Below are 17387 nucleotides of genomic sequence, written 5' to 3' on the forward strand. Positions count from 1 at the left end.
ACTCGACGGTTCCGGGACGGATGACTTATAGGGTGCCATCACGCCCGGTAAAAGGGCTGATTCCGCGACAATCAGCACCTTTCCGCCTTATTGAATGGGACTTTAGAAGGCAAAATGCTCTCTTATCAACACATTTACCACGCCGGGAATCTGGCGGATGTCCAAAAGCACGCTTTACTGGCGTGGGTGCTGGATTATCTGACACGCAAGGACAAGCCGCTCAGCTATATCGAAACGCATTCCGGGCGTGGGTTGTATCGGTTGGATGCAGACGAATCCATTCGGACAGGAGAGGCAGAGGCAGGGATCGGTCGCGCACAGCGGGAAGGGTGGTTCGGGCCCGACCACCCGATGGCGCAGGTCCTGAAGCAGGTAGAGGCCCGGTACGGCGACATGGCCTATCCAGGATCGCCGATGATTGCTGCGACTATGTTGCGGGAACAGGACAGTTTGCACCTCGCGGAACTGCACCCACAGGAATTTGCGGCCCTGTCGTTGGCGATGTCGCCGTTTGGGGCGAAAGTCTATCAGCAGGATGGGTTCGATCTGGCGCAGTCCTTGCTGCCTCCAGCTCCGCGCCGGGGCATGATGCTGATTGACCCCAGTTACGAGGTGAAAGCCGATTATGACCGCTTGCCCGGCATTATCGCCAAGCTGCACCGCAAGTGGAATGTGGGCGTGATTGCCCTTTGGTACCCGATCCTGACGGACAATCGACATGCCGGGATGACTGCGGCTCTCAAATCGCGAAACTACCCCAAAGCAATTTGCCACGAAGTGACATTCCCGCCTGCGCGTGAGGGGCACCGGATGATTGGGTCAGGTATGTTTGTTGTGAACGCGCCGTTCTGTATCGGCGACGAAATGAACCGCCTTTCCAAGCTTTTCGCGCAGCTTTAGCAGCAGACGAGACGCTGGTCGGGATAAAGCACCCAATCCATCACCGTGGGTCGTGTTGGATTTTCCGGGCAACCAAACTTGCGGTTGCCCGGATGATTTATGCAATCACGTCAGGTCTTTATAGCTGATCTCGCGCGCATCCGCGCCTGGTCCAGCTTTTTCACGGCGCACAATCAGGCGGTTGAGAGCGTGGATATAAGCCTTAGCTGACGCCACGACGGTGTCGGTGTTTGCCGACTGGCCGGTTGCGATCATTCCATCCTCTTCCAGGCGCACGGAAACCGTCGCCTGTGCGTCCGTGCCCTCGGTTACGGCATGAACCTGATAAAGCTGAAGCCGTGCCGTGTTGGGGTAAATCGCACGGATCGCCTTAAAGGTCGCATCCACCGGGCCGTCGCCATGTTCGGTGGCGATTTTGTCCACGCCTTCAACCTCCAGCTCGACCGTCGATTCCGCCTGACCACCCGTGCCGCAAGTCACCTTCATCGAAACCAGTTGCAGGTGGTCGTCAGCCTCGTCCAGCGTCATCAGTGCAATGAGATCGTCGTCGAACACCTCTTTCTTGCGATCTGCCAGATCCTTGAACCGGACAAAGATATCCTTGAGCTGGTTGTCGCCCACCTCAAACCCCAGCGTTTCGAGCTTGTCGCGCAAGGCTGCGCGGCCCGAATGTTTGCCAAGCGGCAAGGATGTTCCCGAAAGACCAATGTCCTCAGGACGCATGATTTCAAAGTTTTCGCGGTTTTTCAGCATCCCGTCCTGATGGATGCCACTTTCATGGGCAAAAGCGTTCTTGCCGACAATTGCCTTGTTGAACTGCACCGGAAAGCCCGAGACCGTCGCAACCCGACGCGAGATGTGCATGATCTTGGTGGTGTCGATGCCAGTGTGCCACGGCATGATATCGTTGCGCGTGCGCAGTGCCATGACAACTTCTTCCAGCGCCGTGTTGCCAGCGCGTTCGCCCAGACCGTTGATGGTGCATTCAATCTGGCGGGCACCACCTGCCACAGCGGCCAGCGAGTTCGCGGTCGCCATGCCAAGGTCATTGTGGCAATGGGTGGCAAAGATCACGTCATCCGCCCCCGGCACCGTTTCGATCAGACGCTTGATCAGGTCCGCGCTTTCCACCGGAGCGGTATAGCCCACCGTATCCGGGATGTTGATCGTGGTTGCCCCGGCCTTGATTGCGATCTCGATCACACGGCAAAGGTAATCCCATTCGGTTCGCGTCGCGTCCATCGGGGACCACTGCACGTTTTCGCACAGGTTGCGCGCATGGCTGACCGTTTCGTGGATCTTGTCGGCCATCTCGTCCATGGTCAGGTTCGGGATGGCGCGGTGCAGCGGCGAAGTGCCGATGAATGTGTGAATGCGGTTCTTCTCGGCGTGTTTTACCGCCTCCCAGCAGCGGTCGATATCGGCAAAATTTGCACGGGCCAGACCGCAGATGCGGCTGTTTTTCGACCGCTGTGCAATTTCGGTCACAGCCTTGAAATCGCCTTCGGACGCGATGGGGAAACCGGCCTCGATGATATCGACGCCCATGTCGTCCAGCAGCTCGGCGATTTCGAGCTTTTCGTCATGGGTCATGGTGGCGCCGGGGCTCTGCTCGCCGTCGCGCAAAGTGGTATCGAAGATCAAGACGCGGTCTTGGTCGGTCACGTTGGTCATGGGGTTCTCTTTCTTCTTCTGTCCTAAAGCCTATGGCGCGCTGGCGTCCTCCTCTGAGCGGGCGCGCCGGATGGCACGCTCAGAGGCGGATTAGGATCAGTAGGCCACGCAGCGACGCACCGCGAAGGGCGGTGTCGACACAAGGGATATCTGCGCGGTTGATCATGGGATTGAGGTTATACAGAGCCCGCCGGGAATGAAAAGAACCAATTTGCAATACGCGAACTTCTGGCAACTGCCCTTGTTTCGACCGCCTTGATTGTTTGCACAGCGCCGCTAGCTGATCATGGATGGAAACTGCATTGATAATTGGTGCTTCTGGCGGGATAGGCGCAGCTGTTACCGGACGGCTGGTTGAGCAGGGCGTTTCGGTCACGCGGTTGTCCCGGTCGGAGGACGGCTTTGACCTGACCGATCCGGACGGGGTGATGCTGAAGCTTGAAAACCTACCAGGTCAGTTTGATCTGATTCTGGTGGCTTCGGGCGCCTTGGAGATAGACGGCTCTGTGCCGGAAAAGACCATTCGGGCGATTTCAGCCAACGCCATGATGGATCAGTTTGCGTTGAATGCCGTTGGTCCGGCATTGGTGCTAAGCCACGCGTATCATCTGTTGCCGCGACAAAGACGATCTGTATTCGCGGTGCTTTCGGCGCGGGTGGGATCAATCGGGGATAATCGGATAGGTGGTTGGATCAGCTACCGAGCGGCCAAGGCAGCGGTCAATCAGGTCGTCCATACCGCCGCAATTGAATTGGCCCGAACACATAAACAGGCGATTTGCGTCGCCCTTCACCCCGGCACGGTAAAAACAGAGTTCACGAACAAATACCTGGGTCGACATCCTGCCGTCGAACCTGAAGCAGCCGCCAGCAACCTGTTGAACGTGATACGCGGGTTAACGCTCGCTGATACCGGAGGGTTCTATGATTGGGCCGGTAAGCCGGTCCCGTGGTGAGCCATCACCCGTCCGAGGTTCCGGTTGCCTCGGAGTTCGCATCTGGGGCGGGTTGCGGGGCAGGGGTGTCAGCGTCGCTCTGCTGGTCCGAGGTCTGATCCGGCAACACGCCGTTTTCCCAGACACCGCTTTCCTCCTGGCCATTGGCATAGCGCATCGTCCCACTGCCCTGACGTTTGTTGTCGACAAAGCTGCCCTCATACACATCCCCGTTCGAGTAGGTCGCGGTACCCACGCCGTTGATTTTTCCGTCCGACCAGTCGCCCGTATACTTGAACCCGGCAGGGGTTGCGATTTCCCCTTTGCCGTGCCGTTTTCCGTTCAGGAAATCGCCGGTATATACCGTGCCATCGGAATAGGTCGCCTTGCCTTTGCCCTGACGCACGCCTTCAACCCAGTCGCCGTCATATACCGAGCCATCTGCGCGCGTAACGACACCCTTGCCGTGGCTTTGTGCGTTTTTGAATTGGCCTTTGTAGATCATACCATTGGGATAGGTGGCCGTGCCCTGACCCTCGATAACACCCGCGATCCATTCGCCTTCATAGGTCGATCCGTCCGGATAGGTGATGCTGCCGTTTCCTTCGGCCAGATCGGCAACAAAATCGCCGACATAGACAGAGCCATCCGGATAGGTCACTTCGCCAAGACCTTCAATCTGCCCGGCGTTCCAGTCGCCGGTATACACAAAGCCGTCCGTTCCGGTGAACGTTCCTTTGCCGTGGCGACGGTCGTCGACAAAATCGCCTTCGTACACATCCCCTTGGGCGTGGGTCACTTTGCCCTTGCCGTGGCGGCGCCCTTCTAGAAGCTCGCCTTCGTATACGTCACCGTTGGAGTAGGTCAGGTTACCCATCCCGGTGATCTGGTCCCCGGACCAATCCCCTGAATACACCATCCCGTCTGGCATCGTCTGCGTGCCGGTGCCATCGCGCATGCCTGCGCTGACGTCGCCCTCGTAAACGCTGCCATCGGCATAGGTGATCCTGGCCTTGCCCTGCCGCTCGCCGTCGACCCAGTCGCCATCATAGATGTATCCGTCGGGAAAACTCAGCACGCCCTTGCCATGTCGCTGGGCGTTCCTGAATTTACCCTCATAGCGCGTGCCGTTCGCGAATTCAGCGATGCCGGTGCCGTTGATTGACCCGTTGGACCAATCGCCCTCGTAGCTGCTGCCATTGGCATAGATGATCTTGCCGCGCCCTTCGGGCTGACCTTTGGCGAACATGCCTTCGTAGACTGACCCGTCGGGGTAGTGTGTCGTACCCTGACCCTGAATTTCGCCTTCTACCCATTGCCCGGTGTATTCAAATCCGTTCGGCAGCCGATACGTTCCTGTCCCGTGCCGCAACCCGTTCTCATAAGTGCCTTCATAGACACCGCCAACTTCATCATCCTTGACGATGACGGTCCCGTCCTGCGCGAAAGCAGTGGCCGCTGTCAGGCTCATCCCCGCCGCCAAAATTGAGTTTCGGATCACGTTCATTTCTGGTCCTGTCTGCCCGGTCGTCGCTGGTGATATCTCTTTCGCAAAACTAAGGTACCGTTGCGGGCAGAGCAACGGCTTTTGCCGCATTGGTCTTTTACTCGCGCGGTGATCTGCTAAATGGCAATAGGACTTACGAGGCAAGAGGGCAGCATGGCCGACCGTTTCCGCATCACTCTGGCGCAACTGAACCCGACCGTTGGCGATATCGAAGGCAACGCGGCCAAGGCCGTTGCGGCATGGGAGCAAGGCAAGGCAGCGGGCGCGGATCTGGTGGCCTTCCCCGAGATGTTCATCACCGGCTACAACACGCAGGATCTGGTTCTCAAACCGGTATTCCACCGCGCAGCCATGGCTGCGGTCGAAGCGCTGGCCGCAAAATGCGCTGAAGGTCCTGCAATCGCCATTGGTGGCCCCTGGGTCGATGATGGAAAGCTGTACAACGCATACCTGATCCTGAAGGGTGGCCGGATCACCAGCAAGGTTCTGAAGCACCACTTGCCGAATGAGACGGTGTTCGACGAAGTGCGCTTGTATGATGCGGGTCCATTGGGTGGGCCGTATTCGGTAGGGAATTTCCGGATTGGCAGCCCGATCTGCGAAGACAGCTGGCACCCGGACGTGGCAGAAACGCTGGAGGAAACCGGGGCCGAGTTTTTGTTGATCCCCAACGGGTCGCCTTATTTTCGGGATAAATACGATGTGCGACTGAACCATATGGTCGCGCGCGTGGTCGAAACCGGCCTGCCGCTGATCTACTTGAATATGGTTGGCGGGCAGGATGATCAGGTCTTTGACGGTGCCAGCTTTGGCCTGAACCCGGGCGGGGAACTGGCGTTCCGGATGCCTGTTTTTGACGAACTGCTCTCGCAAGTCGATCTTGAGCGCGGCGAAGACGGCTGGCGGATCGCATCAGGTGAAATCGTGCCTCAACCGGATGAGTGGGAGCAGGATTATCGCGCGATGGTGCAGTCCCTTCGCGACTACATGGGGAAAACGGGATTCAAAAAGGCGCTGCTGGGCTTGTCCGGCGGGGTCGATTCCGCGCTGGTCGCGACCATTGCGGTCGATGCCATCGGGGCCGAAAATGTCCGCTGCGTGATGCTGCCGTCGGAATACACCAGTCAGGCCTCGCTTGACGATGCCGAGGCGGTCGCCAAAGCGCTGGGCGTGCATTATGACTACGTGCCGATCTCGGACAGCCGCGCAGCCGTCACCAGCACTTTGGCACCGCTGTTTGCAGGGCTGGATGAAGGGTTGACCGAAGAAAACATTCAATCCCGCCTGCGCGGGTTGCTGTTGATGGCGATCTCGAACAAGTTCGGCGAAATGCTGTTGACCACCGGCAACAAATCCGAGGTCGCCGTGGGCTATGCCACGATCTATGGCGACATGAACGGCGGCTATAATCCGATCAAGGATCTGTACAAGACCCGTGTGTTCGAAACCTGCCGCTGGCGCAATGCCAATCACCGAGACTGGATGATGGGCCCTGCAGGCGAAGTGATCCGTCCCTCTGTCATCGACAAACCGCCCAGTGCGGAACTGCGCGAAGATCAGAAAGACAGCGATAGCCTGCCGGATTACCCGGTGCTGGACGGAATACTTGAGATCCTGGTCGATCAGGACGGATCGATCGCAGACTGTGTCGCCGCCGGGTACAACGAAGCAGATGCACAGCGGGTCGAACATCTGGTCTATATCAGCGAGTATAAACGGTTCCAGTCCGCCCCCGGCACGCGCCTGAGCAACCGCGCGTTCTGGCTGGACCGGCGGTATCCGATTGTGAATCGCTGGCGTGATCGCCCCTGATTGCCGCAATTCGTGCGCTGAATTGGAAACAGTAAAGTTTTCCTTCCTTTGATTGTTTTCCGATTGCTCGTTATGGGCCTGCCACGGGCGCTAAAACCGGCCTCTGACTTGTTGTGACGCCAACTTTCTGCCACATTTTAGCTTGAAAATTGCCCTATGTGGGGCGGGTGCGACGCAATTCTCAAAGTCGCGAATTGATTTTGAAGAAGTGTGACGCATCCGGGGTTGGATGTCTGAGTAAATGGTTTGGTTTTGACATGTATGAGGAATATCAAGGATCGCATCATGCTCTTTTGAAACGGCGGACGATGGAATCTCCGCCGCAGGAGCTGGATGAGGAAAAGCTGGAAGCGGCGATTGCCGGTGTTCTGAATGAACAGCGGCTGTCCGACGAACAGGCAGCAGCGTCGCTTCGGGCTGAGTTTCCAAGCTTGTTGCCGCAGAAGGACGTAACCGCGCAGACCGTGCAAAAAGACACCGGATTGACCGCGAAGCTGCGTCAGAAATGGGCGGAACTGTCCGGCGCAGCGTGATGTGCTGAGGATTTTCGTTGCCATTGGCGTCTGGGCCACAGGCGTAAAAATAGTGCCGACGTTGTGACAATTCGTGTTGCCAAACTTCTGGGTCTTGGTCCCCATACGGGTTCAGGCGACAGAGTATTGCGTATTTATGACGGCACCAAAACCGAACCCCGTAGAATCCGATCTTGCCCTTCCCAAATCTGTTGATGTTGTCGTTGTTGGCGGCGGCATAATCGGCGTTTCAACCGCGCTGGAACTGGCTGAACGCGGCGCTTCCGTCCTTTTGTGCGAAAAGGGGCAGATTGCAGCTGAACAAAGCTCGCGCAATTGGGGGTGGGTGCGTTTGGGCATGCGTGACCCCCGCGAAATTCCCCTGATGCAAGAGGCGTTGCGGATCTGGCAGACCCTTGATGCCCGCCTGGATGGCAATACCGGCTATGCGCAATCCGGCATTCTTTTCGGCGCGTCCGGCAAGCGGGGAGAAGTCAACCTGAAGCGTTGGATGTGCCATGTGGAAGGATTGCAGACCGGGGCAAAAATGGTGTCGGGACGCGAGTTGGCAGAGTTGTTGCACGGGCACGAAACCGGCCTGACATCTGCTCTGTACATGCCGCAGGACGGGCGGGCTGAACCGCAATGGGCCGCCCCGGCCATTGCCGAAGCCGCACGTCGTCTAGGTGCTGTGATCATGACAGGCTGCGCTGTGCGAAGTGTGGACATTCAGGATGGGCGTATTGCTGGTGTATTCACCGAACGCGGCAAGGTCGCCTGCGGGCGCGTGGTTTTGGCGGGGGGTGCGTGGTCGCGTCTGTTTGCGGGTAATGCAGGTATCAACCTGCCGCAGCTTAAGGTTCTGAACACAGTTCTGCGGACCTCTCCGGTGAAAGATGGGCCCGAAACTGCGCTATGGTCGGATGATTTTGCGATCCGAAAGCGCGCAGATGGCGGGCACACCATCGCGTCGGGACATCAGAACACGGTCGATATCGTGCCAGACAGTTTCCGGCTGGGGTTGCAGTTTCGTTTTGCCTTTGCGCAGGAATGGAAATCCCTGCGTTTTCGCTGGTCAAAACAGTGGGCTATCGAGGCCCGTCAGAACAGAAAATGGTTGCCGACCGACGTGACCCCGTTCGAGCTGTGCCGGGTTTTGGATCCTGAACCTTCGCAGAAGTTTTTGCGACAAGCCTGGGCCAGTGCACGAAAAGGGTTCCCTGCCTTGCAGGACAGTGAAATCGTCCAAAGTTGGGCGGGTATGATTGATGTTACCCCCGACGCCATTCCCGTAATCTCGGGCGTGGATGACATGCCGGGTATGTATATCGCCACGGGCTTTTCCGGCCACGGCTTTGGCATCGGGCCCGGCGCCGGCCGCCTGACGGCTGACCTTGTCACTGATTCAACCCCTTGTGTGGATCCGACCGCGTTCCGCCTGTCTCGGTTCACCGACGGCTCAAAGGTGCGACCGGATCCGGGTTACTAGGGGCTTAGCCCATCATCTGATAGCTGACCGGAACAAAGCGGAAGCCCTCGCCTCGTGTCTCGACAAAGCCCGCGGCAGGGAAGGGCATGTGATAGCCGACCATCGGCACCTTGTCGGCTGCCAGCATGCCAAGAACATTACGGCGCGCGGCTGTCGCGGCGGCCTTGTCCATGTCAAACCGAACCTCCCATTCCGGATGGGCAAAGGACCACACGTAATGGTTGGCCAAATCCGCTGTCAGCAGAAGGCGCTGTCCGTTGCTCTCCAGATGATAGACCGTATGGCCCGGAGTATGGCCGTGGGCCGCAACCGCAGTTATGCCCGATGCCACTTGCTCTCCATCACCGATAAAGCTCATCTTCTCGGCCAGCGGCGTGACTTTTGCGGCCACAAGATCACCGACATTGTTTCCGGCCTCTTGCGCGGACCAGAAATCGTATTCCGTTGCCGAGGTCACATAGCGTGCGTTGGAAAAGGTCGGTGCGCCATCCGTTGTCATGCCGCCAATATGGTCTGGATGCATATGGGTCAGCACGACAACGTCGATCTGATCCGGGCTGACACCTGCATCGGCCAAAGCGGCTTGAATGCCGCCTTGTCCCAGACCGGTGTCGAACAACACCAGTTCCGATCCGGTGTTGACCAGTGAGGGGGTAAAAAAGAACTGGGCGGTGTCGGCGGGAATAAAGTTCTCTGCCGAAACCTTTGCAAAGTCTTCATCAGACGCGCCACCGCCAAAGATATCCTTGGCGCCGTCGCGCGGCAGGCTGCCATCCAGCAGGGTCGTGACGGTAAAGTCGCCGACCTTGAAGGATTTGGCGATGGTCGAGTTGGCCTTGGCGTCAGAGCCTGCGGCCAAAACCGGCGCTGCTGCCGTGGCAAACGGCAAGGCGGCAGCAGTTCCCAAGGCGGCACGGCGCGTAAGTTTGATTGTCATTATCGTTCTCCCTGTCAGAACACCTTTAGAAAAACTAGAACGTTGTGAGATTCTGACCAGATGTTACGACATCCACGTAGGGTGCATGGATGAACAACACGTGTTAATTTTTGTTCATGTCGCGATCGCAGAACAAAACCGTTCCAACAGATCAAAGTGTAGAAGACTTCCTTAATTCGGTCCAATCAGAACGTCGGGCCGAGGAGGCGCGCGCTCTGGATGAACTGTTTCGGGCCACCACCGGGTTTGATCCGGTCATGTGGGGCCCGTCGATGATAGGGTATGGCCGTTATCACTATCGCTACGCCTCGGGCCGAGAGGGCGATTTTCTTGCAACCGGATTTTCCCCGCGCAAGTCGGCGCTGGTGATCTATATCATGCCGGGTTACGCGGATTTTAGCGGCATTCTTGCCCGGTTGGGCAAGCACAAGCTGGGAAAGTCCTGCCTGTATGTGAACACGCTGGCGGATATCGACATGCAGATTCTGTCGGAACTCATCCGCGCCGGGTTGGACGACCTTGGCAGGATATGGCCCGTGGAACCGCGTTGAATCACCTGATGGATCAAGCGGCGGCTGGACAAAAACGCGCCCATGTGACAAGAGCCGCGCCAACAGGAGACACCCATGACAACCACCCGTTTTGCCCCGTCGCCCACCGGTTACATCCATGTGGGCAACCTGCGCACCGCCCTGATGAACTATCTGATCGCCCGCAAGGCGGGTGGTACGTTCATCCTGCGCATCGATGACACCGACCCCGAACGCTCGAAAGAGGAATATGTCGATGCCATCAAACAGGATCTTGAATGGCTGGGTTTGCACTGGGATCGTGTCGAGCGTCAATCCGAGCGTTTGGACCGCTACGCCGAAGCGGCTGACAAGTTGCGCGCGATGGGGCGGTTCTATGAAGCGTTTGAGACGCCGACCGAGCTGGACCTGAAGCGCAAGAAACAGCTGAACATGGGCAAGCCGCCGGTTTATGACCGCGCCGCGCTGAACCTGTCGGATGCCGAGAAGGATGCCTTGCGCGCGGAACGTGGCAACGGTGTCTGGCGTTTCAAGCTGGATCACGAACGGATCGAGTGGACCGACGGGATTCTGGGCGACATTTCGATCGATGCGGCCTCGGTCTCTGATCCGGTGCTGATCCGAGGTGATGGGCAGGTTCTTTATACGATTGCGTCGGTGGTGGATGACACCGAAATGGGCGTGACAGATGTCGTGCGCGGCTCGGACCACGTGACCAACACTGCGACCCAGATTCAGATCATCAATGCACTGGGCGGGGATTGCCCGCGCTTTGCGCATCACTCGCTGCTGACCGGCCCGCAGGGCGAAGCACTGTCGAAACGCCTTGGTACGCTGGCCCTGCGCGATCTGCGTGAACAGGGTGTGCAGCCGATGGCACTGCTGAGCCTGATGGCGCGTCTGGGTTCGTCCGATCCGGTCGAGCTGCGCTCGGATATGGCCGAGTTGATCGATGGCTTTGACGTGAGCCGGTTTGGTGCCGCGCCGACCAAGTTCGACGTGCAGGACCTGTTCCCGCTGACCGCCAAATACCTGCAATCGCTGCCGCTGGCGAATGTGGCCGGAGCTGTCGCGGATGCCGGGGTGCCAGCAGAACTGGCTGAACCGTTCTGGGGCATGGCGCGGGAAAACATCACCACTTTGGCCGACCTCAAAGGGTGGTGGGATCTGTGCCGCGATGGTGCTGAGCCGTTGGTTGCGGATGAAGATCGCGAATTCATCGCTCAGGCCATGTCGCTGCTGCCCGAAGGCCCGTTTGATGGCGACACCTGGGGGACCTGGACCAATGCCGTGAAAGAGGCAACAGGCCGCAAGGGGAAAGGTCTGTTCATGCCGCTGCGCAAGGCGTTGACAGGTGCAGAGCGTGGCCCGGAAATGGCTGCGTTGCTGCCGTTGCTGCAGGTGATCCGCGCGCGCGGGTAAACCGCTACTATTCCAGCAAAAAGGGTCGTGCCCAGGCGCGACCCTTTTTATGCCGGCTGCTCAATCCGAACCGACAAACTGGTCAGGCGGTCATCGACAAAATCACGCTCAGCAGGTTTGAGTTGCTGGTGGCGCGGATAGCGCGGTTCGGCGCGATCATTCAAGATCGGGGCGTTCCAGCCGGTTGTCGTCTCAAAGAAACGATCCGCGCCGTCTTCTCCGAACGCCCGCAAGTAACCCTGAACAACAACATCGATGTAGCTGAGTAGCAGGGGGTGGTGATTGCTGGGCTCGTTATGCCGATCCTGCGGGACGGCGTAGACCGCAATTTCAACTTCATGTGTCAGTGGATGTGAAATCGAATGCGTTGCAGGAATTCGGTCGTACGCCCATTCCCGTTCATCCAGTGCGGCCCAGTCGTTCTTTGGGACATGCGCGATCATTCCCTCAATTTCAGACTCCGGGTCTGGGACAGCTGTCAGGAACGCGACCGGACGCAGATCGGTATGACGCCATGCGCGTTTCCAACCCTTCAGCTTTGCCGGGCGGGGGTCGGGGAAATCATGTGTGGCGAGGTTCACAAGGCTTCCATAGCCAAAGAAATAGGGGTCGGCCATGCGAGAGGTGTCCTTTGGGTCGATTGATGTATGTCAAACCGCTTTTTTCCGCGACATGCAATAAAGCTTCATCTTTTATTCAGGGAGGCCCTCATGCGGATTACCAAACGGACGAATATCGCTGTGCGCCTGTTGATGTATTGCGCCGCACACCCGGACCGGCTGGTCACCAAAGCCGAGATCGCCGAAGTCTGCAACATCTCGGAAAACCATCTGGCTCAGGTGATCAACCAGTTAAGCCAGTTGAATTACCTGAGCACTCAGCGCGGCCGCAACGGCGGTATGTCGTTGGCACGCCCGGCAAGTCAAATCCGGATCGGCGCGGTGTTTCGGCATGTCGAAGGGGCCTTGCCCATCGCCGAGTGTTTTGCGGATGCGGATAACACCTGTCCTTTGACCGATGCCTGTAGGCTGCGGCTGGCATTACAGGATGCGGCGGAAGTTTTTTATGCGTCTCTGGACGAAGTGTCGTTGGATGCGCTGGTTTGTGACAACGACCCGTTGCTGAAGCTGTTGCAGCCGGTGGCCTGCGTACGCTGACCTTAGTCGCTGGCCCGCAAAATGCGGGCTGGCCGGGCCGAGAGAGGGCGCAGTGCGAAGGCGAAACCTGCGCAGAGCGTAACGCCGATACCGGCCAGAACAATGCCAAAGGCCGAAGACCAGATCACAGTAAAACCTGTGTCGAAGATGTACGTGGCCACAGCCCAGCCGCCCAGGATGCCGACCAGCAAGGCGACGCAGCCCGCCGCGGTGCCCAGCAAGACCGAGCGCAGCCCAAAACTGCGCAGGATGCGGCTACGGTCAGCCCCCAACGTCTTGAGGATTGCCGCCTCGTATCTGCGGGCGGGTTCACCGGCGGCTGCCGCCCCGATCAGAACCAGAAATCCGGTCAATAACGACACGCCCGCGCCATACGAGGTTGCGGCGGCAATTCCTGCCAAAAGGCCCGAAACCCGGTCAATGGCATCGCGCACTCGGATGGCCGTGATGTTGGGGAACTGGCCTGCAAGATCTCGCAGAATGGCGGCCTCGGCCTGTTCTTCTGCATATACCGTCGCAATAAAGCTGTGTGGCGCGCCCGCCAGCGCCGACGGGTTCATCGACATGACAAAACCCATACCCGCTGTGGAAAAATCCACCTCTCGGGTTGAGGTCAGCTCTGCGGTGATATCCCGCCCCAGGATGTTGACAGTTATCTGATCACCGAGTTTCAGACCCATCTCTTCGGCTTCTTCGGCTGCAAAGCTGATCTGTGGTGCACCAGAATAATCCTCTGCCCACCATTCCCCCGCTGTCACCCGTGCATTTGCCGGGGGTCGGGCTGAATAGGTAACGCCGCGATCTCCCTCCAGTACCCAATGATCTCCGGCTACCTCGCGCGCGGGGCGGCCGTTTATCTGAGTGATGATCCCTCGCAGCATTGGTGCGCTTTCAATGCGGCTGACAGCCGGATCGGTTTGCAGCCGTTCGGTAAAACCTGGCATCTGGTCTTTTTGAATATCGACAAAGAAGTATGAGGGCGCGACATCCGGCAGATTGCCGGAGATCGCATTGCGCAGCGTGCCGTCGATCTGCCCAACCGCTGCCAGCACTGACAAACCCAGACCAAGTGACAAAACCACCGACCCCGCGCCTTCACGCGGATCAGAGATGGCGGACAAGGCCCATCGCAGGGCAGGGCGGCCCCGCGCCAAAGGTGTTCCGGCCCGTGCCAGTTTGCGAATGGCATAGGCTGCGAACGCCAGCAGGATCAGTGCGCCCGCTAGTCCGCCACTGGTCCACAGGGTAAGGCGAGTTGATCCGCTGAACCAGGACGCAATCGTGATCAGGGACGCCAATCCAATCCCGGTCGCCACGACGTAAACCGCGCGTGGGATGGGACGCGCTGCGCTCAGCGCATCGCGAAACAGGGTTGCGGCGCGCACATCTTCGGTTCTGGCCAGCGGCCAGAGCGTGAACAGAAATGCTGTCAGCAAGCCATAAAGTGCGGCCTCGATCAGCGGTCGCGGATAGAGCGAGAACACCGCCGGAACCGGCAACCGGTATTCCAGCAGCGGCGCCAGCAAAAGCGGAGCCACCCCGCCCAGCACCAGCCCAATTAAAATGCCGGTCAGGGACAGCATTCCGATCTGAATCAGGTAAGTTTGAAAAATGGTAGCGCGATCCGCCCCTAATGTCCGCAATGTCGCAATGGTTTCCGTTTTCTGGCCCAGATAGGCCCGCACGGCGGCGGACACACCGATGCCACCGACGGCAAGCCCCGACAACCCGACAAGGACCAGAAAGGCACTCAGGCGGTTGACGAATTCCGATATGCCCGGCGCGCCGTTGCGTGCATCGCTCCAGCGCATCCCCGAGCCCTCAAGCGCGGCGCTGGCACGTGCGGACACCTCCGACAGGTTCGCGTTTTGGGGCAAGGTCAGCCGGTACCTGGTCGAAAAAAGCGTTCCGGGTTCCAGCAGGCCAGATGCCTGCAACGCTTGGGTACGCACCATTGTACGTGGCCCCAAGGCAAAACCAGCCGCGGCGCTGTCGGGTTCATTCCGAAGTGCGGCCATCAGAATGAACTCTTGCGTGCCTAGCGCGAAGTGATCACCGACCGACAAACCAAGCCGGTCGATCAGAACGGGTTCCATAACGGCACCGGGTAATCCGGCCCTGCCATTCAGGGCGTCGCTCAGCGTGATATCCGGCTCCAGCTTAACCGATCCGACCAGCGGGTAAGCCTTATCCACAGATTTGACCTGGGTCAGCGCACGTTCCGGCCCGGTGTCGCGGGGTACAACCGCCATCGAGCGGAAATCGACAATCTCGGACACCTGCTCGGATGCCTGTTGCATCCAGAGGCGCTCGGCCTCAGTGGCAAAACGATAAGTGAACTCAAGCTCGGCATCGCCGCCCAGCAGGGATGCCCCTTCGCGGGTCAGCCCGGTCTGAATCGCATGACGCACCGATCCGACGGCTGCGATGGCTGCGACGCCCAAGGCCAGACAAGCCAGAAAGATGCGAAACCCGCGCAGGCCCCCGCGCAGCTCTCGACGGGCCAGCCGCGCGGCGAGCCGAAGGCTCATTCTGCGGCCTCCTGCCGGGTCTCGTCGGCAATCCTGCCGTCGCGCAGCCGGATCACACGGTCACATCGTTCAGCCAGCGAACGGCTGTGCGTTACAAGAACCAGCGTCGCATCATATTTGCGCCGAAGCCCGAACAGCAGATCGACAATCGCGGCACCGTTTGTTTCGTCCAGATTCCCGGTCGGTTCATCCGCCAGCAAGATCTTGGGGCGTGGTGCCGATGCGCGCGCCAGGGCAACTCGTTGCTGCTCGCCACCCGACAACTGTGCTGGGTAATGATCGCGGCGATGCGATAACCCCACGGCATTCAGTTCAGTTTCGGCCCGGTGAAACGCATCTTTGTGCCCTGCCAGTTCCAGCGGTGTCGCCACGTTTTCCAACGCGGTCATCGTTGGGATCAGGTGGAAATTCTGAAACACCACGCCCATGTTGTCGCGCCGAAACCGCGCCAGGGCGTCCTCGTCCATGCTTGTCAAATTCTGATCCAAGGCCAAGATTTGACCGCTTGTTGCCTGTTCCAACCCACCCATCAGCATCAACAGCGACGATTTTCCCGACCCCGATGGCCCGATCAGCCCCAGCGTTTCCCCCCTGTTCACGGTCAACGTAATGTCATGCAAAATAACGACCCGCCCGGCATTGCCATCCAGCGATAAAGCGGCATTCTGAAGAGCGAGAACAGCAGGCGTCATGGGTCTTCCCGATAAAGGAGCGGTTTTTGGGATATGGAGTGATCACCGTATTGCGCAAGGTTTTGATGGCAAGTCCATTTGTTTTCTGCGGTTTTGCGGCCACAGCCGAACAGGTGGCGATTGCAGCCCTTGGGGATTCGCTGACGCAAGGCTACGGGCTGGTGGAGGAGAACGGGTTTGTTCCCCAGCTTGACCGTTGGTTGCAGGCGCAGGGCGCAGATGTCCGGGTTATCAACGCCGGTGTCTCGGGCGATACAACGGCGGGTGGTGCCGCACGGGTGCAATGGACCCTGACACCGGATGTGGACGGAATGATCGTTGCCTTAGGCGGGAATGACGTGTTGCGCGGGATCGATCCTGCTGTTTCGCAAGCCAATCTGCGCAAGATCCTTGAGGTTGCACGCGATGCGAAGGTTCCTGTCTTGTTGATCGGAATGCAGGCGCCGGGCAACTACGGTGCTGAATACAAGCGGGCATTCGATGGCATGTACCCTGCGCTGGCGCAGGAGTTTGAAGTCCTGTTTTTCAGCAGTTTCTTCGAGGGGCTTGCAGCGGAGGGCGACCCCGCGGCCGTATCGCACTTCATGCAATCGGACGGCATTCATCCAAATGCGGCAGGGGTGGCGAAGATCGTCGACGCAATGGGTCCGTCCGTGCTGCAACTCGTGACGCAGGCGGGCGGGGAAGGTTAGCCATCCCCGTGATAGCGATCAGACGACCGTAACAACCGTTCCGATGGGGACCCGGTTATACAGATCGATGACATGTTCATTCAGCATCCGAATACACCCGTTTGACACCGCCCTGCCTATGGTTTGTGGCTGTGTCGTGCCGTGGATTCGGAAATAGGTATCGACACCGTTCTGGAACAAATACATCGCGCGCGCGCCGAGAGGGTTATCCCCACCTCCCGGCTGGACATAGTCATTGTCCTTGAATTTTGCGTAGGCCACCGGATCGCGTTGGATCATCTCTTGGGTCGGGCGCCAGGTCGGCCATTCCTTCTTCACATCGATGGTAGCGGTGCCGGTGAATTCCAGACCTGCCTTGCCGACGCCGCAGCCATAGCGGATCGCTTTGCGTGGTTCGGTGACATAGTAAAGATAGAATGAACGGGGGGCGACCAGCAGCTGCCCGGGCAGAAACTGCTTTTTGATGCGCACGAATTGCGGTGTCGGATCATACTCGACCGCTTTCTTTGCACTGGCGATGCCTGGCAGCAGCGTGGCCGCTGTTCCGGCCAGAAAAACTCGGCGTGTAAACATCGAAACCCTCATCAATTGACCAAT

At 58.7% G+C, this 17387-nt stretch carries 16 protein-coding genes; 9 read left to right on the top strand and 7 right to left on the bottom strand.

Annotated features, from left to right (window positions below):
* Positions 1 to 114: 114 nt before the first annotated feature.
* Complete coding sequence (locus ACR0ES_RS06945) at positions 115 to 900, top strand: 23S rRNA (adenine(2030)-N(6))-methyltransferase RlmJ (RefSeq protein WP_480486707.1); 786 nt, start codon at positions 115 to 117, stop codon at positions 898 to 900.
* A 105-nt stretch (positions 901 to 1005) separates the two neighbouring features.
* Here the strand turns inward: ACR0ES_RS06945 and ACR0ES_RS06950 are convergent, their stop codons facing one another.
* Positions 1006 to 2574 carry a 2-isopropylmalate synthase gene (locus tag ACR0ES_RS06950; RefSeq protein ID WP_480483242.1) on the bottom strand — a complete coding sequence of 523 codons (1569 nt, stop codon included), beginning with the start codon at positions 2572 to 2574 and terminating at the stop codon, positions 1006 to 1008.
* Positions 2575 to 2864: 290 nt separating this feature from the next.
* Here ACR0ES_RS06950 and ACR0ES_RS06955 point away from each other — a divergent pair, with 290 nt between their 5' ends.
* Positions 2865 to 3530, top strand: a complete 666-nt coding sequence (locus ACR0ES_RS06955) for an SDR family NAD(P)-dependent oxidoreductase (protein ID WP_480869968.1) — start codon at positions 2865 to 2867, stop codon at positions 3528 to 3530.
* A gap of 4 nt (positions 3531 to 3534) precedes the next feature.
* Here ACR0ES_RS06955 and ACR0ES_RS06960 read toward each other — a convergent pair whose 3' ends face one another.
* The gene (locus ACR0ES_RS06960; protein WP_480869970.1) at positions 3535 to 5016 is read right to left on the bottom strand and encodes an MORN repeat-containing protein; all 1482 of its coding nucleotides are present in this window, start codon (positions 5014 to 5016) and stop codon (positions 3535 to 3537) included.
* Between the two features lie 153 nt (positions 5017 to 5169).
* Between ACR0ES_RS06960 and ACR0ES_RS06965 the strand changes: the two genes are divergently transcribed.
* The 3 genes from ACR0ES_RS06965 (at position 5170) to ACR0ES_RS06975 (ending at position 8829) form a co-directional block, all read left to right on the top strand.
* The gene (locus tag ACR0ES_RS06965) at positions 5170 to 6828 is read left to right on the top strand and encodes an NAD+ synthase (protein WP_480483248.1); all 1659 of its coding nucleotides are present in this window, start codon (positions 5170 to 5172) and stop codon (positions 6826 to 6828) included.
* 308 nt (positions 6829 to 7136) lie between these two features.
* Complete coding sequence (locus tag ACR0ES_RS06970; protein ID WP_245220582.1) at positions 7137 to 7361, top strand: hypothetical protein; 225 nt, start codon at positions 7137 to 7139, stop codon at positions 7359 to 7361.
* 136 nt (positions 7362 to 7497) lie between these two features.
* Positions 7498 to 8829 (top strand): NAD(P)/FAD-dependent oxidoreductase, encoded by a 1332-nt coding sequence (locus tag ACR0ES_RS06975; protein WP_480483250.1) that lies wholly within the window; start codon positions 7498 to 7500, stop codon positions 8827 to 8829.
* A 4-nt stretch (positions 8830 to 8833) separates the two neighbouring features.
* On the opposite strand, the gene ACR0ES_RS06980 is transcribed toward ACR0ES_RS06975, so the two are convergent.
* Entirely contained in the window at positions 8834 to 9766 is a 933-nt protein-coding gene (locus ACR0ES_RS06980; RefSeq protein WP_480483251.1) for an MBL fold metallo-hydrolase, read from the bottom strand.
* A 116-nt stretch (positions 9767 to 9882) separates the two neighbouring features.
* Here ACR0ES_RS06980 and ACR0ES_RS06985 point away from each other — a divergent pair, with 116 nt between their 5' ends.
* Entirely contained in the window at positions 9883 to 10317 is a 435-nt protein-coding gene (locus tag ACR0ES_RS06985; protein ID WP_480773298.1) for a DUF1801 domain-containing protein, read from the top strand.
* Positions 10318 to 10392: 75 nt separating this feature from the next.
* Complete coding sequence (gene gltX, locus ACR0ES_RS06990; protein ID WP_480869972.1) at positions 10393 to 11718, top strand: glutamate--tRNA ligase; 1326 nt, start codon at positions 10393 to 10395, stop codon at positions 11716 to 11718.
* A gap of 47 nt (positions 11719 to 11765) precedes the next feature.
* Here the strand turns inward: gltX and ACR0ES_RS06995 are convergent, their stop codons facing one another.
* A complete protein-coding gene (locus ACR0ES_RS06995; protein WP_480869973.1) occupies positions 11766 to 12335 on the bottom strand; it encodes a gamma-glutamylcyclotransferase family protein in 570 nt (189 codons plus the stop codon).
* Between the two features lie 93 nt (positions 12336 to 12428).
* Here ACR0ES_RS06995 and ACR0ES_RS07000 point away from each other — a divergent pair, with 93 nt between their 5' ends.
* Complete coding sequence (locus ACR0ES_RS07000) at positions 12429 to 12875, top strand: RrF2 family transcriptional regulator (RefSeq protein ID WP_267366061.1); 447 nt, start codon at positions 12429 to 12431, stop codon at positions 12873 to 12875.
* A gap of 2 nt (positions 12876 to 12877) precedes the next feature.
* Here the strand turns inward: ACR0ES_RS07000 and ACR0ES_RS07005 are convergent, their stop codons facing one another.
* Together ACR0ES_RS07005 and ACR0ES_RS07010 are read right to left on the bottom strand one after the other, a co-directional pair.
* Positions 12878 to 15406, bottom strand: coding sequence for an ABC transporter permease (locus ACR0ES_RS07005; protein WP_480869975.1), 2529 nt, complete (start codon positions 15404 to 15406; stop codon positions 12878 to 12880).
* Positions 15403 to 16098: an ABC transporter ATP-binding protein gene (locus ACR0ES_RS07010; protein WP_480483261.1), complete on the bottom strand. Its 696-nt coding sequence runs from the start codon at positions 16096 to 16098 to the stop codon at positions 15403 to 15405. Before ACR0ES_RS07010 ends, ACR0ES_RS07005 begins: the two co-directional genes overlap by 4 nt.
* Before the next feature lie 65 nt (positions 16099 to 16163).
* Here ACR0ES_RS07010 and ACR0ES_RS07015 point away from each other — a divergent pair, with 65 nt between their 5' ends.
* Positions 16164 to 16790: an arylesterase gene (locus tag ACR0ES_RS07015; protein ID WP_480483262.1), complete on the top strand. Its 627-nt coding sequence runs from the start codon at positions 16164 to 16166 to the stop codon at positions 16788 to 16790.
* A gap of 18 nt (positions 16791 to 16808) precedes the next feature.
* Here ACR0ES_RS07015 and ACR0ES_RS07020 read toward each other — a convergent pair whose 3' ends face one another.
* Positions 16809 to 17363, bottom strand: a complete 555-nt coding sequence (locus ACR0ES_RS07020; RefSeq protein WP_209506382.1) for a L,D-transpeptidase — start codon at positions 17361 to 17363, stop codon at positions 16809 to 16811.
* Positions 17364 to 17387: the final 24 nt, after the last annotated feature.

The organism is Ruegeria sp. N7 (assembly GCF_056531345.1).